Source organism: Bacillus salacetis, assembly GCF_049177075.1.
Taxonomy (GTDB): domain Bacteria; phylum Bacillota; class Bacilli; order Bacillales; family Bacillaceae_B; genus Rossellomorea; species Rossellomorea salacetis_A.
Map to the genome: position 1 here is coordinate 1,585,468 of NZ_CP185377.1, position 19,832 is coordinate 1,605,299.

General features: G+C 43.1%; 18 protein-coding genes. All 18 read left to right on the forward strand.

Going from position 1 to position 19,832, the window contains the following annotated elements:
* Complete coding sequence (gene infB / locus ACOJQI_RS08025; RefSeq protein WP_421384651.1) at positions 1-2,154, forward strand: translation initiation factor IF-2; 2,154 nt, start codon at positions 1-3, stop codon at positions 2,152-2,154.
* Complete coding sequence (locus ACOJQI_RS08030; protein WP_421384653.1) at positions 2,154-2,432, forward strand: DUF503 domain-containing protein; 279 nt, start codon at positions 2,154-2,156, stop codon at positions 2,430-2,432. The genes infB and ACOJQI_RS08030 overlap by 1 nt, the downstream gene beginning before the upstream one ends.
* A 46-nt stretch (positions 2,433-2,478) precedes the next feature.
* Positions 2,479-2,838, forward strand: a complete 360-nt coding sequence (gene rbfA / locus ACOJQI_RS08035) for a 30S ribosome-binding factor RbfA (RefSeq protein WP_421384655.1) — start codon at positions 2,479-2,481, stop codon at positions 2,836-2,838.
* A gap of 456 nt (positions 2,839-3,294) precedes the next feature.
* Positions 3,295-4,200 carry a tRNA pseudouridine(55) synthase TruB gene (truB, locus tag ACOJQI_RS08040; protein ID WP_421384657.1) on the forward strand — a complete coding sequence of 302 codons (906 nt, stop codon included), beginning with the start codon at positions 3,295-3,297 and terminating at the stop codon, positions 4,198-4,200.
* Positions 4,201-4,219: 19 nt separating this feature from the next.
* Entirely contained in the window at positions 4,220-5,170 is a 951-nt protein-coding gene (ribF, locus tag ACOJQI_RS08045) for a bifunctional riboflavin kinase/FAD synthetase (protein WP_421384659.1), read from the forward strand.
* A gap of 128 nt (positions 5,171-5,298) precedes the next feature.
* Entirely contained in the window at positions 5,299-5,568 is a 270-nt protein-coding gene (gene rpsO / locus ACOJQI_RS08050) for a 30S ribosomal protein S15 (protein WP_006837488.1), read from the forward strand.
* Positions 5,569-5,933: 365 nt separating this feature from the next.
* Positions 5,934-8,054, forward strand: a complete 2,121-nt coding sequence (gene pnp, locus ACOJQI_RS08055; RefSeq protein ID WP_421384661.1) for a polyribonucleotide nucleotidyltransferase — start codon at positions 5,934-5,936, stop codon at positions 8,052-8,054.
* Positions 8,055-8,609: 555 nt separating this feature from the next.
* Complete coding sequence (locus ACOJQI_RS08060) at positions 8,610-9,608, forward strand: polysaccharide deacetylase family protein (RefSeq protein ID WP_421384663.1); 999 nt, start codon at positions 8,610-8,612, stop codon at positions 9,606-9,608.
* Positions 9,609-9,641: 33 nt separating this feature from the next.
* The gene (locus ACOJQI_RS08065) at positions 9,642-10,886 is read left to right on the forward strand and encodes a M16 family metallopeptidase (protein WP_421384665.1); all 1,245 of its coding nucleotides are present in this window, start codon (positions 9,642-9,644) and stop codon (positions 10,884-10,886) included.
* 177 nt (positions 10,887-11,063) lie between these two features.
* Entirely contained in the window at positions 11,064-11,297 is a 234-nt protein-coding gene (locus ACOJQI_RS08070; RefSeq protein ID WP_421384667.1) for a YlmC/YmxH family sporulation protein, read from the forward strand.
* A 224-nt stretch (positions 11,298-11,521) separates the two neighbouring features.
* Positions 11,522-12,415, forward strand: coding sequence for a dipicolinic acid synthetase subunit A (gene dpaA, locus ACOJQI_RS08075; protein WP_421385424.1), 894 nt, complete (start codon positions 11,522-11,524; stop codon positions 12,413-12,415).
* A 5-nt stretch (positions 12,416-12,420) separates the two neighbouring features.
* Entirely contained in the window at positions 12,421-13,014 is a 594-nt protein-coding gene (dpaB, locus tag ACOJQI_RS08080; protein WP_421384669.1) for a dipicolinate synthase subunit B, read from the forward strand.
* A gap of 278 nt (positions 13,015-13,292) precedes the next feature.
* Positions 13,293-14,345: an aspartate-semialdehyde dehydrogenase gene (asd, locus tag ACOJQI_RS08085; protein WP_421384670.1), complete on the forward strand. Its 1,053-nt coding sequence runs from the start codon at positions 13,293-13,295 to the stop codon at positions 14,343-14,345.
* Positions 14,346-14,444: 99 nt separating this feature from the next.
* Positions 14,445-15,683 carry an aspartate kinase gene (gene dapG / locus ACOJQI_RS08090; protein ID WP_421384672.1) on the forward strand — a complete coding sequence of 413 codons (1,239 nt, stop codon included), beginning with the start codon at positions 14,445-14,447 and terminating at the stop codon, positions 15,681-15,683.
* Positions 15,684-15,696: 13 nt separating this feature from the next.
* Positions 15,697-16,569, forward strand: coding sequence for a 4-hydroxy-tetrahydrodipicolinate synthase (gene dapA / locus ACOJQI_RS08095; protein WP_421385425.1), 873 nt, complete (start codon positions 15,697-15,699; stop codon positions 16,567-16,569).
* Positions 16,570-16,844: 275 nt separating this feature from the next.
* Positions 16,845-18,512 carry a ribonuclease J gene (locus ACOJQI_RS08100; RefSeq protein ID WP_421384674.1) on the forward strand — a complete coding sequence of 556 codons (1,668 nt, stop codon included), beginning with the start codon at positions 16,845-16,847 and terminating at the stop codon, positions 18,510-18,512.
* A 173-nt stretch (positions 18,513-18,685) separates the two neighbouring features.
* Positions 18,686-19,435 carry a ClpP family protease gene (locus ACOJQI_RS08105; protein WP_421384676.1) on the forward strand — a complete coding sequence of 250 codons (750 nt, stop codon included), beginning with the start codon at positions 18,686-18,688 and terminating at the stop codon, positions 19,433-19,435.
* Complete coding sequence (locus tag ACOJQI_RS08110; RefSeq protein ID WP_421384677.1) at positions 19,432-19,638, forward strand: YlzJ-like family protein; 207 nt, start codon at positions 19,432-19,434, stop codon at positions 19,636-19,638. The genes ACOJQI_RS08105 and ACOJQI_RS08110 overlap by 4 nt, the downstream gene beginning before the upstream one ends.
* The last annotated feature ends 194 nt before the right edge of the window (positions 19,639-19,832 follow it).

The following is a 19,832-nucleotide window of genomic DNA, read 5'->3' on the forward strand; positions in this document are numbered from 1 at the left end:
ATGAGCAAATTACGTATATACGAATACGCTAAAAAACATAACGTTTCAAGTAAGGACGTTATTTCTAAACTAAAAGAAATGAATATTGAGGTATCAAATCATATGGCAACACTAGAAGACGACACCGTTAAGAAGCTGGATAAATCATATGGCGGCAATGAAGGTAATTCCGCAGACAAAGCGCCAAAGAATGATAAAGTGAAAACCGGAGCGCCAAAAAACCGCGACGGCAAGAAGCCTGCTGAACAACAAAACCAGCAGAAAAAAGGGTTTAACAACTCTAATAAAGGTAAAAACAACAATAAGCCTAATAACAAGTCAAACAACCGAAGTAACCGAAACAATAAGAACAACCAAAATAATCACTCAAACAATCAGCCTCAGAAGAAAAAAGAAAAAGAGCTTCCGGAAAAAATTACTTTCTCAGAGTCTCTGACTGTGGCAGAGCTTGGGAAGAAGCTTCACCGTGAGCCTTCTGAAATCATTAAAAAGCTTTTCATGCTTGGCGTCATGGCGACAATCAACCAGGAGCTTGAAAAAGAAGCAATCGAACTTGTAGCCGCGGAATATGGTGTAGAGGTAGAAGAGGAAATCCTTGTGGATAAATCTGATCTTGAAGTGTACTTCACAGAAGATCAAGAAGAGGATCAAGTTGAGCGTCCTTCTGTTGTAACGATCATGGGACACGTCGACCATGGGAAAACAACGCTTCTTGATTCCATCAGAAACACAAAAGTAACAGAAGGTGAAGCCGGCGGGATCACTCAGCATATCGGTGCTTATCAAATCGTAGAAAACGGCAAAAAGATTACCTTCCTGGATACTCCGGGGCATGCTGCCTTCACTACAATGCGTGCGCGCGGAGCTCAAGTTACGGATATTGCAATCATTGTTGTTGCTGCTGATGACGGTGTCATGCCGCAAACAGTAGAAGCAATCAACCATGCTAAAGCAGCTGAGGTGCCGATTATCATTGCTGTTAACAAAATGGATAAAGAAGCAGCGAACCCTGATCGTGTCATGCAGGAACTGACTGAGTACCAGCTTGTTCCTGAAGCATGGGGAGGAGACACTATCTTCGTTCCTCTTTCTGCCTTGAAAGGTGAAGGAATCGATGACCTTCTTGAAATGATCTTGCTTGTCAGCGAAGTAGAAGAGCTTAAAGCAAATCCAAACCGTTTGGCTCAAGGTACTGTTATTGAAGCAGAACTTGACAAAGGCCGCGGTTCTGTAGCTACACTGCTTGTTCAAAACGGTACGCTGAGAGTCGGAGACCCAATTGTGGTAGGCACAACATTCGGTCGTGTACGCGCAATGGTCAATGATCTTGGACGCAGGGTCAAGGAAGCAGGCCCTTCTACTCCTGTTGAAATTACAGGATTAAACGATGTCCCTCAAGCAGGAGACAGGTTCGTTGTATTTGAAGATGAAAAGACTGCCCGCTCTGTTGGAGAAACACGTGCACAGCAGGCTCTTCAGGCCCAGCGTGGAGAAAAATCCCGTGTCAGCCTTGATAACTTGTTTGAGCAGATGAAACAAGGCGAGATGAAAGACCTGAACATCGTCATGAAGGCGGATGTCCAAGGTTCAGTTGAAGCACTTGCTGCTTCACTTCAAAAGATCGAAGTCGAAGGTGTAAATGTTAAGATCATCCATACTGGTGTGGGTGCGCTGAATGAATCTGATATTACCCTGGCTGCTGCATCAAATGCGATTGTCATCGGTTTCAATGTCAGACCGGATGTCAATGCCAAACGTGCTGCAGACGCAGAGGGAGTAGAAATCCGCCTTCACCGTATCATCTATAACGTGATTGAAGAAATCGAATCCGCCATGAAAGGTATGCTTGATCCTGAGTTTGAAGAGAAAATCATCGGCCAGGCTGAAGTACGCCAGACATTTAAAGTGTCTAAAGTCGGGACAATTGCGGGAAGCTATGTAACAGACGGGAAAATCACCCGTGACAGCGGAGTGCGTGTCATCCGTGATGGAGTAGTCATCTATGAAGGTGAACTCGATGTCTTGAAACGCTTTAAAGATGATGTTAAGGAAGTTGCCACTAACTATGAGTGTGGTATTACCATCAAGAACTTCAACGATATCAAAGAAGGAGATATCATAGAAGCGTTCGTAATGGAGGAAATCAAAAGATAATGATCGCTTATGTAGAATGTGAGTTTATTATCCACGATTCTCATTCTCTTAAGGACAAAAGAGCAGTGCTTCAGCGGGTGTTGACCCGTTTGAAGCAGAAATATAATGTGGCGGTATCAGAAATTGACCACCAGGATGTATGGCAGCGGACAAGGATTGCCATCGTCACTGTCTCATCTTCGAGTCAATCCGCCCGTTCGGTCATTGACAGTGCTCTGAAGCTTACAGATTCATTTCCTGAATGGGAAAGAGGAGAGACAGTGCATGAACTGCTTTGAGTCTTTTAAGCTTCAGCTATAAACAAGGAAGTTAGAGGTGATATTGATGAGCCATCGTTCTAACCGTGTTGGCGAGCAGATGAAAAAGGAGCTCAGCGATATTATCGGACGAAAAATCAAAGACCCGAGAGTCGGCTTTGTAACAGTGACTGATGTTGAAGTATCAGGGGATCTGCAGCAAGCCAAAGTATATATCACTGTTCTTGGTGATGAAGAACAGAGAGAAAGCACTTTGAAGGGACTGGCTAAAGCTAAAGGATTTATTCGTTCGGAAATCGGACAGCGGGTTCGTTTGCGCAAAACACCTGAACTCATTTTTGAATTTGATGAATCGATCGATTATGGAAACCGCATCGAATCATTGCTTAAAAAAATTCAAGATGAACCTGAAGAAAAGCGCGACTGATTTTCCCGGCTGGGGAAACAGGAGCTTTCTTCATAAATGAACAAAGGCTGACCAAGAGATTGGGTCAGCCTTTTTCATTGTAATATTATGTTGTCAAGATGAATCTTACCAGAAAGGATTGTTTATTTGCTGTATGGTGATAGTTCTTAGGGAAACTAGCGGCCAATCTGGTATAGATAGGATTCATACTTAGACGAGATGAGAAGAATGATATTTGTAGACTGAAGATAATTAATGTCCTTTACATATAACTCTTGAACAAATAAATAAAAATTTTTTTTATTATTTATCTATATTTAAAGCAACGTTGATTGAAGCGGAAGGTGGGCAACCTCCTGCGGGACTAGCGTGACAGGTGAGACCCCGCAGGCGAAGCCGAGGAGGCTCAACGCACGCCCCGCGGAGTTGCACACCTGGAGCGGAAATCAATCTTCACAAGAAAGGCAGGGATAGAACATGAATGGCATTTTACCACTATGGAAGCCAAGGGGGATGACCTCCCATGATTGTGTCTTTAAGGTCAGAAAGATGCTTAGGACAAAGAAAGTAGGGCATACCGGCACACTCGATCCTGAAGTGACCGGTGTCCTGCCCCTGTGTATCGGCAGAGCTACCAAAGTAGCCGAATATATCATGAATGGCGGAAAAGCCTATGAAGGCGAAGTAACCATCGGCAGGTCGACCACAACTGAAGATGCATGGGGAGAAACTGTAGAAGAGAAGCAAGTCACTGAATCATATACCAGAGAACAAATCATTGACGTTTTAAACTCCTTTAAAGGAGAAATAACTCAGACTCCCCCCATGTTTTCAGCTGTCAAGGTTAATGGCAAGCGATTATATGAGTATGCAAGAGAGGGCAAAGTCATCGAGCGCCCCAGCAGGACTGTAACCATTCATGATATCGAACTACTTGATGACCGCAATATCTTAGATGGGGGAAGCATCAGTTTCAAATTCCGTGTCTCTTGCAGCAAAGGAACCTATATTAGAACACTCGCAGTCCAAATTGGTGAGAGGCTGGGTTACCCGGCACACATGTCAGAATTGACACGGATCAGGTCTGCCGCTTTTGAAGAGAAAGATTGTGTCACTTTCGAAAAATTGGAAGAACTCATTAGCGCCGGCCAAGTGGAACGAGCTTTGTTTCCAATTGAAGAAGGCATCTCTCATTTGCCGAAATGGGATTTAAGTGATACATTAGCTATGAAAGTAAAGAACGGTGCAGTGCTTAATATGCCGGAAAAGTGGCCGGATGATCAAGTTGCGATGAACCATAATGGAAAAACGTTAGCGATCTATCAGGCGCATCCAGAAAAGCCGGGCATCATAAAGCCTGTAAAAGTATTATTCAATGATTAGCGAAAATAGGTGAGGTAACATGAAGGTTATTACGGTCCATCATCCCCATTCATTCAGTTCAGAGGATTTTCCTCCTCTTTCAATGGCGCTGGGTTATTTCGACGGAGTGCATAAAGGACATCAACAAGTAATCAATACGGCGGTCATGGAGGCAGAGAAACGGAACTTACAGAGTGCTGTCATGACATTCGATCCGCATCCATCAGTGGTATTGGGGCGTAAACATAAGCATGTCCACTATATTACACCGCTTCAGGATAAGGTCAGGCTGATTGAAGAATTGGGAGTCGATTACTTGTTCATTGTGAGATTCACTTCTGATTTTGCCAATTTGCATCCTCAGGAATATGTGGATCAATATATCATTAATCTGAATGTCAAGCATGTTTCTGCAGGCTTTGATTTTACATATGGAAAGCTTGGAAAAGGCAACATGGAGACACTGCAATTTCATTCAAGGGATAAGTTCACTTATACAACGGTTAATAAGCTCACAGATGAGGATGAGAAAATCAGTTCAACCTCTATCAGGCATTCCCTTAACGAAGGAGAAGCTGCAAAGGTGGAAAAGCTCCTTGGCAGATATTACACGACTTCAGGAACAGTGGTTCATGGGGATAAACGCGGGAGAAAAATCGGTTTCCCGACAGCGAACATTGAGCTGTCGGATGATTACATCATTCCCAGAAAAGGTGTGTATGCAGTCAGGCTATTTGTGCAAGGCAAGTGGCATAACGGAGTTGCAAACTTAGGTTATAAGCCGACATTCAACAATCCCGATGATAAGGTTTTATCCATTGAAGTCCATATTTTTGATTATAATTCTTCCATTTATGGTGAAGAAGTAAGAGTTGAATGGCATAGGTATATCCGATCCGAGCAGAAATTCGATGGAATTCAGCAGTTGATTGCACAAATTGAGAAAGATAAACAGGAAGCTATTGCATACTTTCAAAAATTATTCGTTTAGACTTGATTTATGATAGAAAAAGTAGTATTCTAATAAACGTATGACAATGAACCTTTACTTGGCAGCACGATTCACCAACGTTTGCTGGGTATCAGGGGATTTCGAAAGAATATTAGGAGGTGAAATGGATGGCTATCACACAAACACGCAAAAACGAACTAATCAACGAGTTCAAAACTCACGAGAACGATACTGGTTCTGCAGAAGTTCAAATTGCTATCCTTACAGAAGAAATTAACACTTTGAACGACCATTTACGTACTCACAAGAAAGACCACCACTCTCGTCGCGGTCTTTTGAAAATGGTAGGTCGCCGTCGTAATCTTTTAACGTACTTGCGTAATAAAGATGTAGCGCGCTACCGTGATTTGATCAACAAATTAGGTTTACGCCGATAAGTGACTCAGAAGCGGGATTTTTTCCCGCTTTTTATTTAGGTTTAGGGCATACACTATAAGGGAAATACTGCTAATCAAACAATCAAGAATGAAGCAGCAAAAAGCATTTTGCTTTTTCATTTTTGATTGTTTACTTTCAAGCATTTGAAAGTTGCGGATTTTTTCGCTAGCCAGTATTTTTCCTTGGTGGCGCCGATGGCTTTATAATTCTGGAAAGGACCTGACTAAGGAATATTCCTATACAGGATAAGTCAAAATACATATAAAAGTCGCTTATTTCAATTGAAAATTGTGTATATATCTGCTTCAAGGGTATGAGAGAAACCGAATACTCTTAATTGAGAAGTAAAAGAGAGGGGTTCATTATGGAACAAGAAACAAAAGAGTTTTCCATAGATTGGGCAGGCAGGAAATTAACAGTAGAATATGGACAGCTGGCGAAACAGGCAAATGGTGCCGTTTTAATCCGCTACGGTGATACAGCTGTATTAAGCACAGCGACAGCATCAAAACAGCCAAAGCCTTTGGATTTCTTCCCATTGACTGTCAACTATGAAGAGCGTTTGTATGCTGTAGGGAAAATACCAGGAGGTTTCATCAAACGTGAGGGACGTCCTAGTGAAAGAGCCGTACTGACAAGCCGCTTGATTGACCGTCCAATCCGTCCGCTGTTTGCAGATGGATTCAGAAATGAAGTTCAAGTCATCAGTATGGTGATGAGTGTTGACCAGGATTGTTCATCTGAAATGGCAGCGATGTTTGGCTCTTCGCTTGCATTGACTGTTTCTGATATTCCGTTTGAAGGACCGATTGCAGGTGTTCAAGTCGGACTGATTGAAGGCGAATTCATCATCAATCCAAATGTTGAACAACTGGACAAAAGTGAAATCAACCTGATTGTAGCTGGAACGAAAGATGCCATCAATATGGTTGAAGCTGGAGCGGATGAAGTTCCTGAAGAAACCATGCTTGAAGCTATCATGTTCGGCCATGAAGAAATCAAAAGGCTGATTTCCTTCCAAGAAGAAATTGCTGCACAAGTCGGCAAGGAAAAGATGGAAGTAGAACTTTATCAAATCGATCAAGATATTGAAGCAGAAGTTCGCGAACTTTGTGAAGAAGATATGGTCAAGGCGATTCAGGTGCAGGAGAAACATGCCCGCGAAGCTGCGATTAAAGTTGTTAAAGATGATGTCATTGCTAAATTTGAAGAGAAGGAAGCAGACGATGATCAGCTTAAACAAGTGAAACAGGTTCTGGACAAGCTTGTAAAAGGTGAAGTACGCCGCTTGATCACAGAAGAAAAAGTCCGTCCGGATGGACGCGGGCTTGACGAAATCCGTCCGTTAGCATCACAAGTAGGGTTAATGCCAAGAACACATGGTTCAGGTTTATTCACCCGCGGACAAACTCAGGCTCTGAGTATCTGTACTCTTGGTGCATTGGGAGATGTCCAGGTAATCGATGGTTTAGGGCTTGAGGAATCAAAACGTTTTATGCACCATTACAATTTCCCGCTATTCAGTGTTGGGGAAACGGGTCCTATCCGTGGTCCGGGACGCCGTGAAATCGGACACGGGGCACTTGGTGAAAGAGCTCTTGAGCCAATAATTCCTGAGGAGAAGGATTTCCCTTATACCATCCGTCTGGTTTCCGAAGTATTGGAGTCAAATGGCTCCACTTCACAAGCAAGTATCTGTGCAAGCACACTTGCGATGATGGATGCGGGTGTACCGATCAAGGCTCCTGTTGCAGGGATTGCAATGGGTCTGATCCAATCAGGTAAACATTACTCTATCCTGACTGATATTCAGGGTATGGAAGACCATCTGGGAGACATGGACTTTAAAGTTGCTGGTACTTCCAAAGGGGTAACCGCCTTACAGATGGATATCAAAATCGAAGGGCTGTCCAGGGAAATCCTTGAAGAAGCACTTCAACAGGCTAAGAGTGGACGGATGCATATCCTTGACAGCATGCTTTCAACAATTTCCGAGTCCCGTGGACAGTTGTCTCAATATGCACCAAAAATCCTCACAATGTCCATCAACCCTGATAAGATCAGGGATGTTATCGGACCAAGCGGTAAACAGATCAATAAAATCATTGAAGAAACCGGCGTGAAGATTGACATCGAACAAGATGGTTCTGTATTCATCTCATCAACTGACGAAGAGATGAATAAAAAAGCCAAAAAGATCATTGAGGACATTGTACGCGAAGTTGAAGTCGGTCAAATGTATCTTGGTAAAGTTAAACGAATCGAGAAGTTTGGAGCGTTTGTTGAAATCTTCAACGGAAAAGACGGTCTGGTTCATATCTCTGAACTTGCAGAGGAAAGAATCGGCAAAGTTGAAGATGTAGTCAGCATCGGGGACGAACTTCTTGTAAAAGTGACTGAAATCGATAGACAAGGCCGTGTAAACCTTTCCCGCAAAGCAGTATTGAAAGAGCAGCGCGAAAAAGCAGAACAGGCTCAAAAATAAATGAAAAGAAAAGAAGCTGACCGAATGCGGTTGGCTTTTTTTCTTTTCGCTCTTTTCTTAAAGGATTGTTGCTATCTGGATGAGTTTGTTGATTTCCTCTCCAGGTGTGCGACTCCGCGGGGCGGGCGTTGAGCCTCCTCGGCTGCGCCTGCGGGGTCTCACCTGTCCCGCTAGTCCCGCAGGAGATCACACACCTTCCGCTCCAATCAACCCTTGATACAAACGAGAACCTACTGTAAAAGAAATAATCTTTTTGAATACAGCCTTTCGTAAGTATCTTGGTTTAAAAGGGTTAGTCTGAACCAGACTCGAGGTGGGTGACTCTGGGGCGGTGTTGAAAACTAAGCGTAAGCGGCTATTCAGCGACATACAGGTCTCTTTTGTACGAAACAGCACCAGGAGGATTACACTATAACTGTTTGCCAGCCAGGGTATCGAAATCAAAATAGGAATACCGAATTCACATTGAATACCTTTCCAACTGCTGTGCCTCTAAAGTTCTACCTTGTCCCGTTTTATCATATGCTGATAGGGATAAGAAAGGGTGAGGGAAAGATGAATTACAAGGTACTGACCGGCATTACTGTATGTGTCGTCGCTGCCATTATATCTGTCAGCAATCCTGTGACGTCTCAATATCTATCAAGTTTGAAGGAAGGCGCCGTTACAGTTGATGCCAAGCCGGAAAAGCTTCTGGACCAAATCAAAACAGAGGCTGAAAAATATGAAGTTCCTGCGATTGATGCCAAGAATGATCCTGTATGGAAGGGAACACCTGGGTACAATGGTTTAGAGGTGAATATTAAGAGTTCTTATGAGAAAATGAAGAATGAGGGTGTTTTTAATAGTGAGCGGTTAGTTTTTGATCAGGTTTCCCCTGCAGTGCACCTGACTGATCTTCCCCCGCTTCCTATTTATAGGGGAAATCCGGAAAAACCAATGGCTTCGTTTATTATTAACGTTGCGTGGGGAAATGAATACATACCGGATATGCTTGCCACACTGAAGAAGCATCAAGTTTATGCCACTTTCTTTTTGGAGGGAAGGTGGGTAAAAGAAAATCCTGACCTGGCCAAGATGATTGCAGACTCAGGCCATGAAATCGGAAATCATTCCTATTCCCATCCTAAAATGGAGACACTTTCTGGAGCGAAGATCAGGGAAGAAATCTCAAAAACGAATGAAATCATTGAAGCGACCACTGGTAAAAGAGTGAAGTTATTTGGTCCGCCAAGCGGAGGGTTCAATGATGAAGTAGTTAAAATTGCAGGCGAGTATAAAATGAAGACGATTTTGTGGAGTGTCGATACAATTGACTGGCAAAAACCGGCACCAAGTGTCATAGTAGAAAGAGTAACATCAAAACTGCATAAGGGAGCACTTATACTTATGCATCCGACAGCATCCACTTCATCTGCGCTTCCTGCACTTATTACAGCTGTTAAGAAAGAAGAATTAAGAATTGGAACAGTCTCTAGTTTGCTGAAGGAAGAAAGAATTATAAAAACAGGAAATAATTCTCTCCTAAAAGGAAAAAGTAATGATAAGAACTAGAAGATGTTGACAACATGAACAGGAGGAATTTTTTTGATTAACAAATATACATGCTCAAATGGTCTAAGAATAGTTCTGGAAGAAATTCCGACTGTCCGATCCGTTGCAATCGGTATATGGATTGGTACGGGATCCCGCCATGAGAACAAGGAGAATAATGGGATTTCTCATTTCCTGGAGCATATGTTTTTTAAAGGGACAGAAACAAGAAGTGCACGTGAAATCGCCGAATCCTTTGATAGTATCGGGGGCCAGGTAAATGCTTTTACCTCGAAGGAGTATACTTGCTATTATGCAAAGGTCCTTGATAATCATGCTCAGTATGCTTTGGAAACACTTGCTGACATGTTCTTTAATTCCGCTTTTGATGAAGAGGAATTGAAGAAGGAAAAGAATGTCGTATACGAAGAAATCAAAATGTATGAAGACACCCCTGATGATATCGTCCATGATGTACTCAGCAAGGCGGTATACAAGAGTCATCCACTCGGGTATCCGATTCTTGGGACGGAGGAAACGCTTGACACTTTCAATGGCCAGACATTAAGGGATTATATGCATAATATGTATACTCCGGATGACGTAGTGATATCTGTGGCGGGGAATGTTGATGCTTCTTTCATTAAGCAGGTCGAGAAGTTATTCGGGGAATATGAAGGCGGCAAGGGGCATGAACAAAATGCTGCACCGTCTTTCCACCATAATAAGGTATCCAAGAAAAAAGATACGGAGCAGGCTCACTTATGCCTTGGATATCCGGGTCTGCAGATCGGCCACGATGATATCTACAGCCTTATCGTTTTGAATAATGTCCTTGGAGGAAGCATGTCATCCCGCTTATTCCAGGAAGTCAGGGAGCAAAGAGGATTGGCTTATTCTGTATTTTCGTATCATTCTGCTTATGAAGACAGCGGCATGCTTACAATATACGGCGGAACGGGTGCTAAGCAATTAAACCAGTTGTTTGAGACAATTCAGTCCACACTGGACACATTAAAAGCAGATGGAATTACTTCCAAAGAATTGGCAAACAGCAAAGAGCAGCTAAAAGGGAACCTGATGCTCAGCCTCGAGAGCACCAACAGCAGAATGAGCAGAAATGGTAAAAATGAATTACTATTGAAAAAACATCGTTCACTGGATGAGATCGTGGAAGAAATTGATGGAGTGACAATTGACAGGGTTAACAATCTTGGCAAAGAAATTTTCAACAACGATTTTTCTGCTGCCCTTATCAGTCCGGATGGAGAAATGCCGGCCAATATACGTAATTCTTGATAAAAAGCTTCAGGCCATTTGGCCTGAAGCTTTTTATTTTTGATATGGCTATTCCTATATTAATTTGCAAACTCACTTCTAAAATGGAAAAGCAGTTTATACATTTAATATAAGGATTCAGTCAGCCGGTAAGCTGCACTGCTGGAGGAAAATATTCATAAGGAGCGGATGATTCCTATGCGATTAAGTGAATTGAGCGGCAAGGAAATAGTGGATTTCAAAAGAGCAGAAAGGCTTGGTGTGCTTGGACAGACGGACCTGGAATTCAATGAGCGGACAGGGCAGATCAACGCCCTGGTGATCCCAACAGGAAAGTGGATGAGAAAGCAAAACAGTGAAATCAGGGTGCCCTGGCAGCATATCCGCACTATAGGGTCTGATATGATCATCCTGGAAGTGGCAGAGGAATAGTCAAGAGGAAATCGTGAATAATGTAAATTGGTTTTCAGGTTAAATCCCCTTCTTACAAGGGGATTTTTTGCTTTTAAAAGAGTGGGAGACATGAACTAAGTTTGAACAATATCCCTTAATTTCCTAAGGCTACTCACCTATTGCCCTCCGCCTTCATACAATGTTGAAGTGATAAACCTTTGCAGGTGGCAACGCGATTACGTTAAAAGAAGGTGAAAGCATTGATGTTGACTGGAATGCAGATCGCAGTCTTAGGCGGAGATGCTCGTCAACTCGAGATTATTCGTAAGCTTACAGAGCTCGATGCGAAAATTTCCTTGATAGGATTTGAACAATTGGACCATGCTTTTACAGGTGCGGTTAAAGAAAAGATAGATGAAGTTGAATTTGATTCAGTTGACGCAATCATTCTCCCTGTACCTGGCACCAGCCTGGAGGGGGAAATTGAAACGATTTTCTCCAATGAAAAAATAAAGCTTACAGAAGAGATACTGAAGAGTACTCCTTCCCATTGCAAAATCTATTCTGGGATTACGAATAAGTATCTTAGTGAAATCACTTCTTCGGCAAAGAGAGAGCTGATTCAGTTATTTGAACGGGATGATGTGGCAATTTATAATTCCATTCCGACCGTGGAAGGAACCATCATGATGGCTATACAGCATACCGACTTTACGATTCATGGCTCCAACTTGATCGTTCTCGGGCTTGGCCGTGTAGGGATGAGTGTCGCGCGAACCTTCCATCACCTGGGTGCGAGGGTAAAGGTCGGAGCTAGAAAGAGTGAACATTTGGCACGAATTACGGAAATGGGGCTTCAGCCGTTCCATCTTGATGACTTGGAGAAAGAGGTCAAAGAGTGTGACATGTGCATTAATACCATACCAGCACAAGTGGTTAAAGCCGGTGTCATTGCCAAGATGCCTGCACATACCCTCATCATTGATCTCGCTTCGAAACCTGGCGGAACCGATTTCAGGTATGCCGAGAAGCGCGGGGTGAAAGCATTGCTTGCACCTGGACTTCCTGGGATTGTAGCTCCAAAATCAGCAGGACAGATTTTGGCAAATGTTTTGTCTCAACTCTTGCTTCATGACTTAACATCAAGAAAGGAGTAATTTACATGAGTGTTAAAGGAAAACGAATCGGATTTGGATTGACAGGTTCACATTGTACCTACGATGCGGTTTTTCCGGAGATTGAAAGACTGGTGAATGAAGGGGCGGAAGTTATCCCTGTTGTAACCTCGACAGTGAAAAATACAGTTACAAGATTCGGTGACGGAGAGGACTGGATCAAAAGAATTGAAGATGTAACAGGAAATAAGGTAGTCGATACTATAGTTAAAGCAGAACCTCTTGGCCCGAAGCTCCCGCTTGATTGTATGGTCATAGCTCCTTTAACGGGAAATTCAATGAGTAAATTTGCCAATGCGATGACAGATTCACCGGTATTGATGGCAGCCAAAGCCACTTTAAGAAATCACCGTCCGGTTGTTGTCGGTATTTCTACAAATGATGCCCTGGGCTTAAATGGTGTTAACTTAATGAGATTGATATCCGCAAAAGATATTTACTTCATTCCGTTTGGCCAGGATGATCCTGAGAAGAAACCGAAATCGATGGTAGCGAGGATGACCCGTCTCTTAGAGACAGTGGAAGCCGCCCTTGAAGGGAAACAGCTGCAGCCTGTAGTAGTAGAAAGATATTTAGATTGATAAGGAAGCTTTGAACCTGCACTGGATCTTCGGTGAATGGAAGCTTACAGAGTACATCGGATAAATGCCGCTCCATTCTGGGGGCGGTTTTGGCTTGCCCTGAACAGGCTGGCATTACACGGTGTTTAAGATAATTAATTCCAGCAGCTCCTAATAAAAAAGGATATTGTCTAACTATTGTTTATGTTAAAATATTCTTTATTACGGTAAATGATTAAAATGTTTTCATTCCGAAATGTGTAGTTTGAGATTTATATGGTCTGGAAGGAGAATGATTGATGAACGCAAAAGGATTTCATGTAGCGGTTGTCGGTGCAACAGGCGCAGTCGGCCAGCAAATGATTAAAACACTGGAGAGCAGGGATTTTCCTATTGGAAAACTGACTCTTTTATCTTCTGCCCGTTCCGCGGGTAAGAAAGTTACTTATAAAGGTGAAGAGATAACCGTTCAGGAGGCAAAACCTGAAATCTTTGATGATATTGATATAGCCTTATTCAGCGCGGGCGGAAGCGTGTCTAAAGAATTGGCGCCTGAAGCAGCAAAGCGGGGAGCTGTTTGTATCGATAACACAAGTGCCTTTAGAATGGACCCGAACGTACCACTGGTAGTTCCTGAGGTGAATGAAGAGGAAATCAGAAACCACAATGGAATTATTGCGAATCCCAACTGTTCTACCATCCAGATGGTAGCTGCACTGGAACCGGTTCGGCAAAAATATGGTCTTGAAAAAGTCATCGTCTCGACGTATCAGGCCGTTTCAGGTGCAGGAGCAGCCGCAATCGATGAACTTCACGAACAATCACACGCGATCTTGAATGGGGAAGAGCCTAAGGCGGAAGTGCTCCCGGTCAAGAGTGGAAAGAAACACCACCAGATCGCATTTAATGCTGTTCCGCAGATTGATAACTTTGAAGACAATGGTTATACATTCGAAGAAATGAAGATGATTAACGAAACCAAGAAAATTATGTCTATGCCTGAATTGAAGGTGGCTGCGACTTGTGTAAGGCTGCCAATTGTCACAGGACATTCTGAGAGTGTATATTTTGAAATTAAAGATGAAAATGTGACTGCAGAAGATATCAAGTCATTATTAAAAGACGCCCCCGGTATCGTACTGCAGGATTCACCGGAAGAACAATTATATCCAATGCCGGCATACGCAGTGGGAAGCAATGATGTGTTTGTAGGCAGAATCAGGAAGGATCTTGATGACACTTGCGGTTTCCATATGTGGGTTGTTTCAGATAACCTTCTGAAGGGCGCAGCATGGAATTCCGTCCAGATTGCAGAAAGCCTTATCAAACTAAATTTAATCACAAAGAAATAAGAAGCATTCGAGGTACACCTACTAATGATTACTTCTGACATCCTTGTAAATTTGACAGCAAGCCTCTTGTTTTTATCTTAAAAACATTGGGGTGTAGAAATGAAGATAACTGTTCAAAAGTATGGAGGAACATCGGTTCGTGATGAGAAAGGCCGTTCAAAAGCGGCTGAACATGTATTGAGGGCGGTGAAAGACGGATATAAGGTGGTAGTTGTCGTTTCTGCCATGGGCAGAAAGGGAGAACCTTATTCCACCGATACTTTACTCTCATTGATCAGTGGAAGAAATACGAAGGTGAGCAAGAGGGAACAGGACATCCTGCTTTCCTGCGGAGAAACGATTTCCACGGTTGTATTTACGAACCTGCTGTTAGAGCAGGGAATCAAGGCAGTGGCATTGACAGGGGCTCAAGCTGGTTTCCATACGAACAGTGACCATACCAATGCTAAAATCACAAACATGAAATGTGACCGGCTGCTGACTGAACTTAAAGAGAATCAGGCAGTAGTAGTCGCTGGCTTTCAAGGGGTATCCCCTAATGGAGAAGTGACGACAATCGGCAGAGGTGGAAGTGACACCTCTGCTGCCGCGCTTGGTGCTGCACTGAAGGCAGAATGGGTAGATATTTTCACAGATGTTGAGGGCGTCATGACGGCAGATCCAAGGGTGACCGATAAAGCAAGGCCACTATCGGTTATATCCTATAATGAGGTTTGCAACCTGGCGAACCAGGGAGCAAAAGTCATCCATCCCCGCGCAGTGGAAATAGCTATGGAGGCCAAGGTCCCAATCCGTATCCGTTCCACCTATTCCGATAATCTCGGAACCCTGGTGACATCGCTTGAGAAAAAGAAGGAAAAAGGGTTGGAGGACGGAACAGTGACAGGTATTGCCCATGTGGAAAGCCTGTCTCAAATCAAGGTATATGCAAAGAAAGAACAATATAACCTGCAGTCGGAAGTATTCAAAGCGATGGCGAATGAGGATATTTCCGTTGATTTCATTAACATTTCTCCTCAAGGGGTGGTATATACCGTTCCGTCTGACTTGACATCCAGAGCGTTCAGGGTGTTGAAGGAGCTGGGACACGATCCTCTTATTGAAACGGAATGTGCAAAGGTATCCATTGTCGGAGCAGGGATGAAAGGAGTTCCCGGAGTCACGGCAGCAATCGTGACAGCCCTTTCTGAGAATAATATCCGCATCCTCCAATCAGCAGACAGCCATACGACAATTTGGGTCCTGATTAAAGAAAAAGATCTAAAAACCGCAGTTAATGCTCTTCATGACTCTTTTCAACTGGAGGCAGAAACGAGTACACTGGGAATAGAAGAATGAAAAGGAGTGGAGAATTGTGCATTTTGGCCGTGTATCAACAGCAATGGTTACACCATTTGATAACAAAGGAAACATTGATTTCCAAAAAACAACCTTACTTGTAAACTACCTTATTGAAAATGGATCCGATTCTCTTGTGGTCGGAGGAACGACCGGGGAGTCTCCTACTTTATCCCAAGAGGAGAAACTGGCTCTTTTCCGTCATGTCGTTAAGGCGGTAAACGGCAGGGTCCCTGTAATAGCAGGTACTGGAAGCAATAATACTTATGCATCCGTGGAATTCACCAAAAAGGCAGAAGAAACTGGAATCGATGCTGTCATGGTGGTGGCGCCGTATTACAATAAACCAAGCCAGGAAGGAATGTATCAGCACTTTAAAGCAGTTGCTGAGGCTGCAACACTTCCGGTTATGCTATATAATGTACCCGGCCGTGCAGTTGCAAAAATTGCTCCAGAAACAATTATCCGGCTTTCGGAGATTGAAAATATCACTGCTGTAAAAGAAGCCAGCGGAGACCTTGACGCGATGACTGAGATCATTGCCAATACTCCGGATGAATTTTTACTATACAGCGGTGACGATGGCTTGACACTTCCTGTCCTATCTATTGGAGGAACTGGTATTGTATCCGTCGCCTCTCATGTGATCGGAAACGAAATGCAGGAAATGATCAAGAACTTCCTCGAGGGCAAACTTCGTGAAGCATCTAAACTTCATGGTAAGCTGCTTCCTGTCATGAATGAACTATTTGCAGCACCAAGCCCGACACCTGTCAAGACGGCTCTGCAATTGAAGGGGATGGATGTCGGATCTGTAAGACTTCCTCTTATCCCATTGACAGAGGAAGAAAGGAACCGCCTGACGAAAGCGCTTGAATTAAACTGAATTGAGAGTACGAGACCGCATGCCGGAGACTATATAGGCTCCTGGCTCGCGGTCTTTTTTATTTAAACAAGGAAAAAATCATTAAAAGGAAAATCAAAAGGGTAAAGAGAATACATATAAGGGCCGTCAGGACGGATTATAAATTGTTGGAATTGCATAATATTTTGAATTTAATGACCGATTATGATGATTTTCGTTGTAAAGATAAAATCTCTTAAAGTATAATGTATCTAACTGATTAATGATCGGGAATTACAGCATAGGAGGAAAACGCATTGAGCAAGAGAAAGAATGAAAGTATCAAAATCATTCCCCTTGGAGGCGTAGGGGAAATCGGCAAGAATATGTACGTAATAGAAGTGGATGAGGAAATCTTTGTCATTGATGCAGGGTTGATGTTCCCTGAAGACGAAATGTTCGGGATAGATATGGTCATTCCGGATATTCAATATCTTGTTGATAATAAAGACCGTGTAAAAGGGATTTTTCTCACACATGGACATGAAGATGCCATTGGTGCCATTACCTATGTCCTGAGAAAGATTAAAGCTCCGGTATACGGCACAAAGCTGACCAATGCCCTTGTTAAGGGAAGACTAAAAGATGAAGAGATCAAGGAAGATATCAAATTCTATAACGTGCATTCTGACAGCAAGCTCTACTTTGACGGAGTGGATGTGACATTCTTCAGGACGACACACAGCATTCCTGATTCTGTTGGAGTCTGTATCAACACTTCCGAAGGAGCCATTGTACATACGGGTGAATTCAAATTTGATCAGGCTGCAAAAGGGCTGTACCGCCCTGATATGGGGAAGATGGCGAAAATCGGAGATAAAGGCGTCCTTTGCCTGCTGTCAGACAGTACAGAAGCTGAAAGGCCGGGATATACAACATCTGAAGAAGTTATTGCGAATCAGTTGAATTCTGCTTTCCATGCTGCAAAGCAAAGGATCATCGTGGCAAGTTTTGCTTCGAACCTGATCAGAATTCAACAAGTGTTTGATGCTGCTTACAAAAATAATAGAAAAGTAGCGGTAGTTGGGAAAAGCCTTGAAAGAGTCTATGAAATTGCTTTGAACCTCGGTTATCTGCAAATCAAGGAAGATGTGATCATTCCAATAAATGATATCTCGAAGTACAATGATGATGAACTTGTCATCATTGCAACCGGAGATCAGGGAGAGCCATTTGAAGCCTTGCAAAGAATGTCTAAACAGAACCACAAGTTAGTGAATATCCAGGATGGGGATACGGTATTCATTACGGCTACACCATCTCATGGAATGGAACTCACAATGGCAAAAACCGTGGACATGCTTTACCGCTCAGGTGCAAATGTCCTTACAGCAAGTAAAAAAGTACACGTTTCAGGGCATGGCAGCCAGGAAGATTTGAAACTGATGCTGAATCTGATGAAACCTAAATATTTCATTCCGATTCAAGGGGAATACAGAATGCTGATTGCCCACAGTAAGATTGCCAACACTGTCGGCATATCCCATAATCGGGTTTTCATCCTTGATAAGGGGGATGTAGCTCAATATAAAGATGGGAAGATGAAGATGAGCGGCAGGGTCCAGGCTGGAAATGTCCTCATCGACGGCATCGGGGTTGGAGATGTCGGAAATATTGTCCTTCGTGACAGAAAGCTGCTCTCACAGGACGGAATTTTCATTGTGGTTGTAACAATCAGCCGAAAAGGGAAAACACTTGTTTCGGGTCCTGAAATCATTTCCAGGGGATTTGTGTATGTCCGCGAATCTGAAAAGCTGATGGATGAGTCCACTCAACTCGTAAAACAAATTGTTGATGGCTATCTTGCAAAAGGGACTTTTGAATGGTCCAACATTAAGCAGGATATCCGGGATCAGTTAAACCATCTTCTTTTCGGCCGAACAAGAAGAAGGCCAATGATACTGCCGATCATTATGGAAGTATAAATTAAAAATCAAGCTGGAAAGAGCTGACCTGTAGGTCGGCTCTTTTTTTCATGCATGCATTCAGCCTTTCAAGCAGTTAAAATATTTCACACCTTCTAAGCGGTTCATGAATTGAAAAACAGCATCAGGAAAATACTATCTTTATTATTGCTTATGAAGGAGTGTATCGGTTAATGAATTTCAGTATGAGTCAAAACCAGCCTAATAAGAGTGATGAAAAAGAAAAAGAAGGTAAACCTTCCGGATTAATGGAAAAAATTCAACAGCTCGGCCAAACAAACGTGCCCCAGCTTTCAAATGATTCAAATATCCATTGTTTAACGATAGTCGGACAGATTGAGGGGCATATGCAGCTTCCTCCACAAAATAAAACAACAAAGTATGAACATGTCATCCCTCAACTTGTTGCTATTGAACAGAATCCGAAAATAGAGGGTTTGCTGATTGTATTGAATACGGTTGGAGGAGATGTTGAAGCTGGCCTTGCCATTTCCGAAATGCTTGCTTCCTTGTCAAAACCAACTGTTTCCATCGTATTAGGAGGAGGTCATTCTATCGGTGTTCCTATAGCAGTGTCATGTGACTATTCATTCATTGCCAGTACGGCAACCATGACGATCCATCCAGTCAGGCTCACAGGATTGGTTATAGGGGTGCCGCAGACTTTTGAATATCTCGACAAGATGCAGGAAAGAGTCGTAAACTTCGTTACAAGACATTCCAAGGTCACTGAAGAGGACTTTAAAGAGCTTATGTTTGCCAAAGGAAACCTGACGAGGGATATAGGAACTAATGTTGTCGGAGAAGATGCTGTGAAATATGGGTTGATTGACGGAGTAGGCGGTGTCGGTGAGGCCATCAAGAAATTGAATGAACTTATTGACCTGAAAGGCGGCAGCAAGGAAGAAGGAATGCTCCAATGATACTCCATACCACTATACCGCAGGAATTGATATTTCCGACTGAGCAAGCGGCCTTCTCCCAGCAGACTATCGTCGAGTGGCAGGGCATCCCGTTGCTTGTCGAGCAGTCACAACAGCAATATAGAGTGATAAGGGTCATGAGCAGTGATCCCGCGCATTACTTGAATGAGCAGATATGCCCAGGCCAGTATCTGCAGATGTAATGTTTGAAACGATTGATTTTCGCCACTGACAGTATATGATATAATATGGAGAAAGCGGCAGTATTAGGAACTCAAGAAACAAGCTTTCTGAATATACGGGACTGGTATTTCCGGCTTTTGACGAAGCTGTAAATGCCAGCCCTTTCTTCGTCTATATGATGTTGTCATCACAAAGTCAGGAACACCAAAAGCCT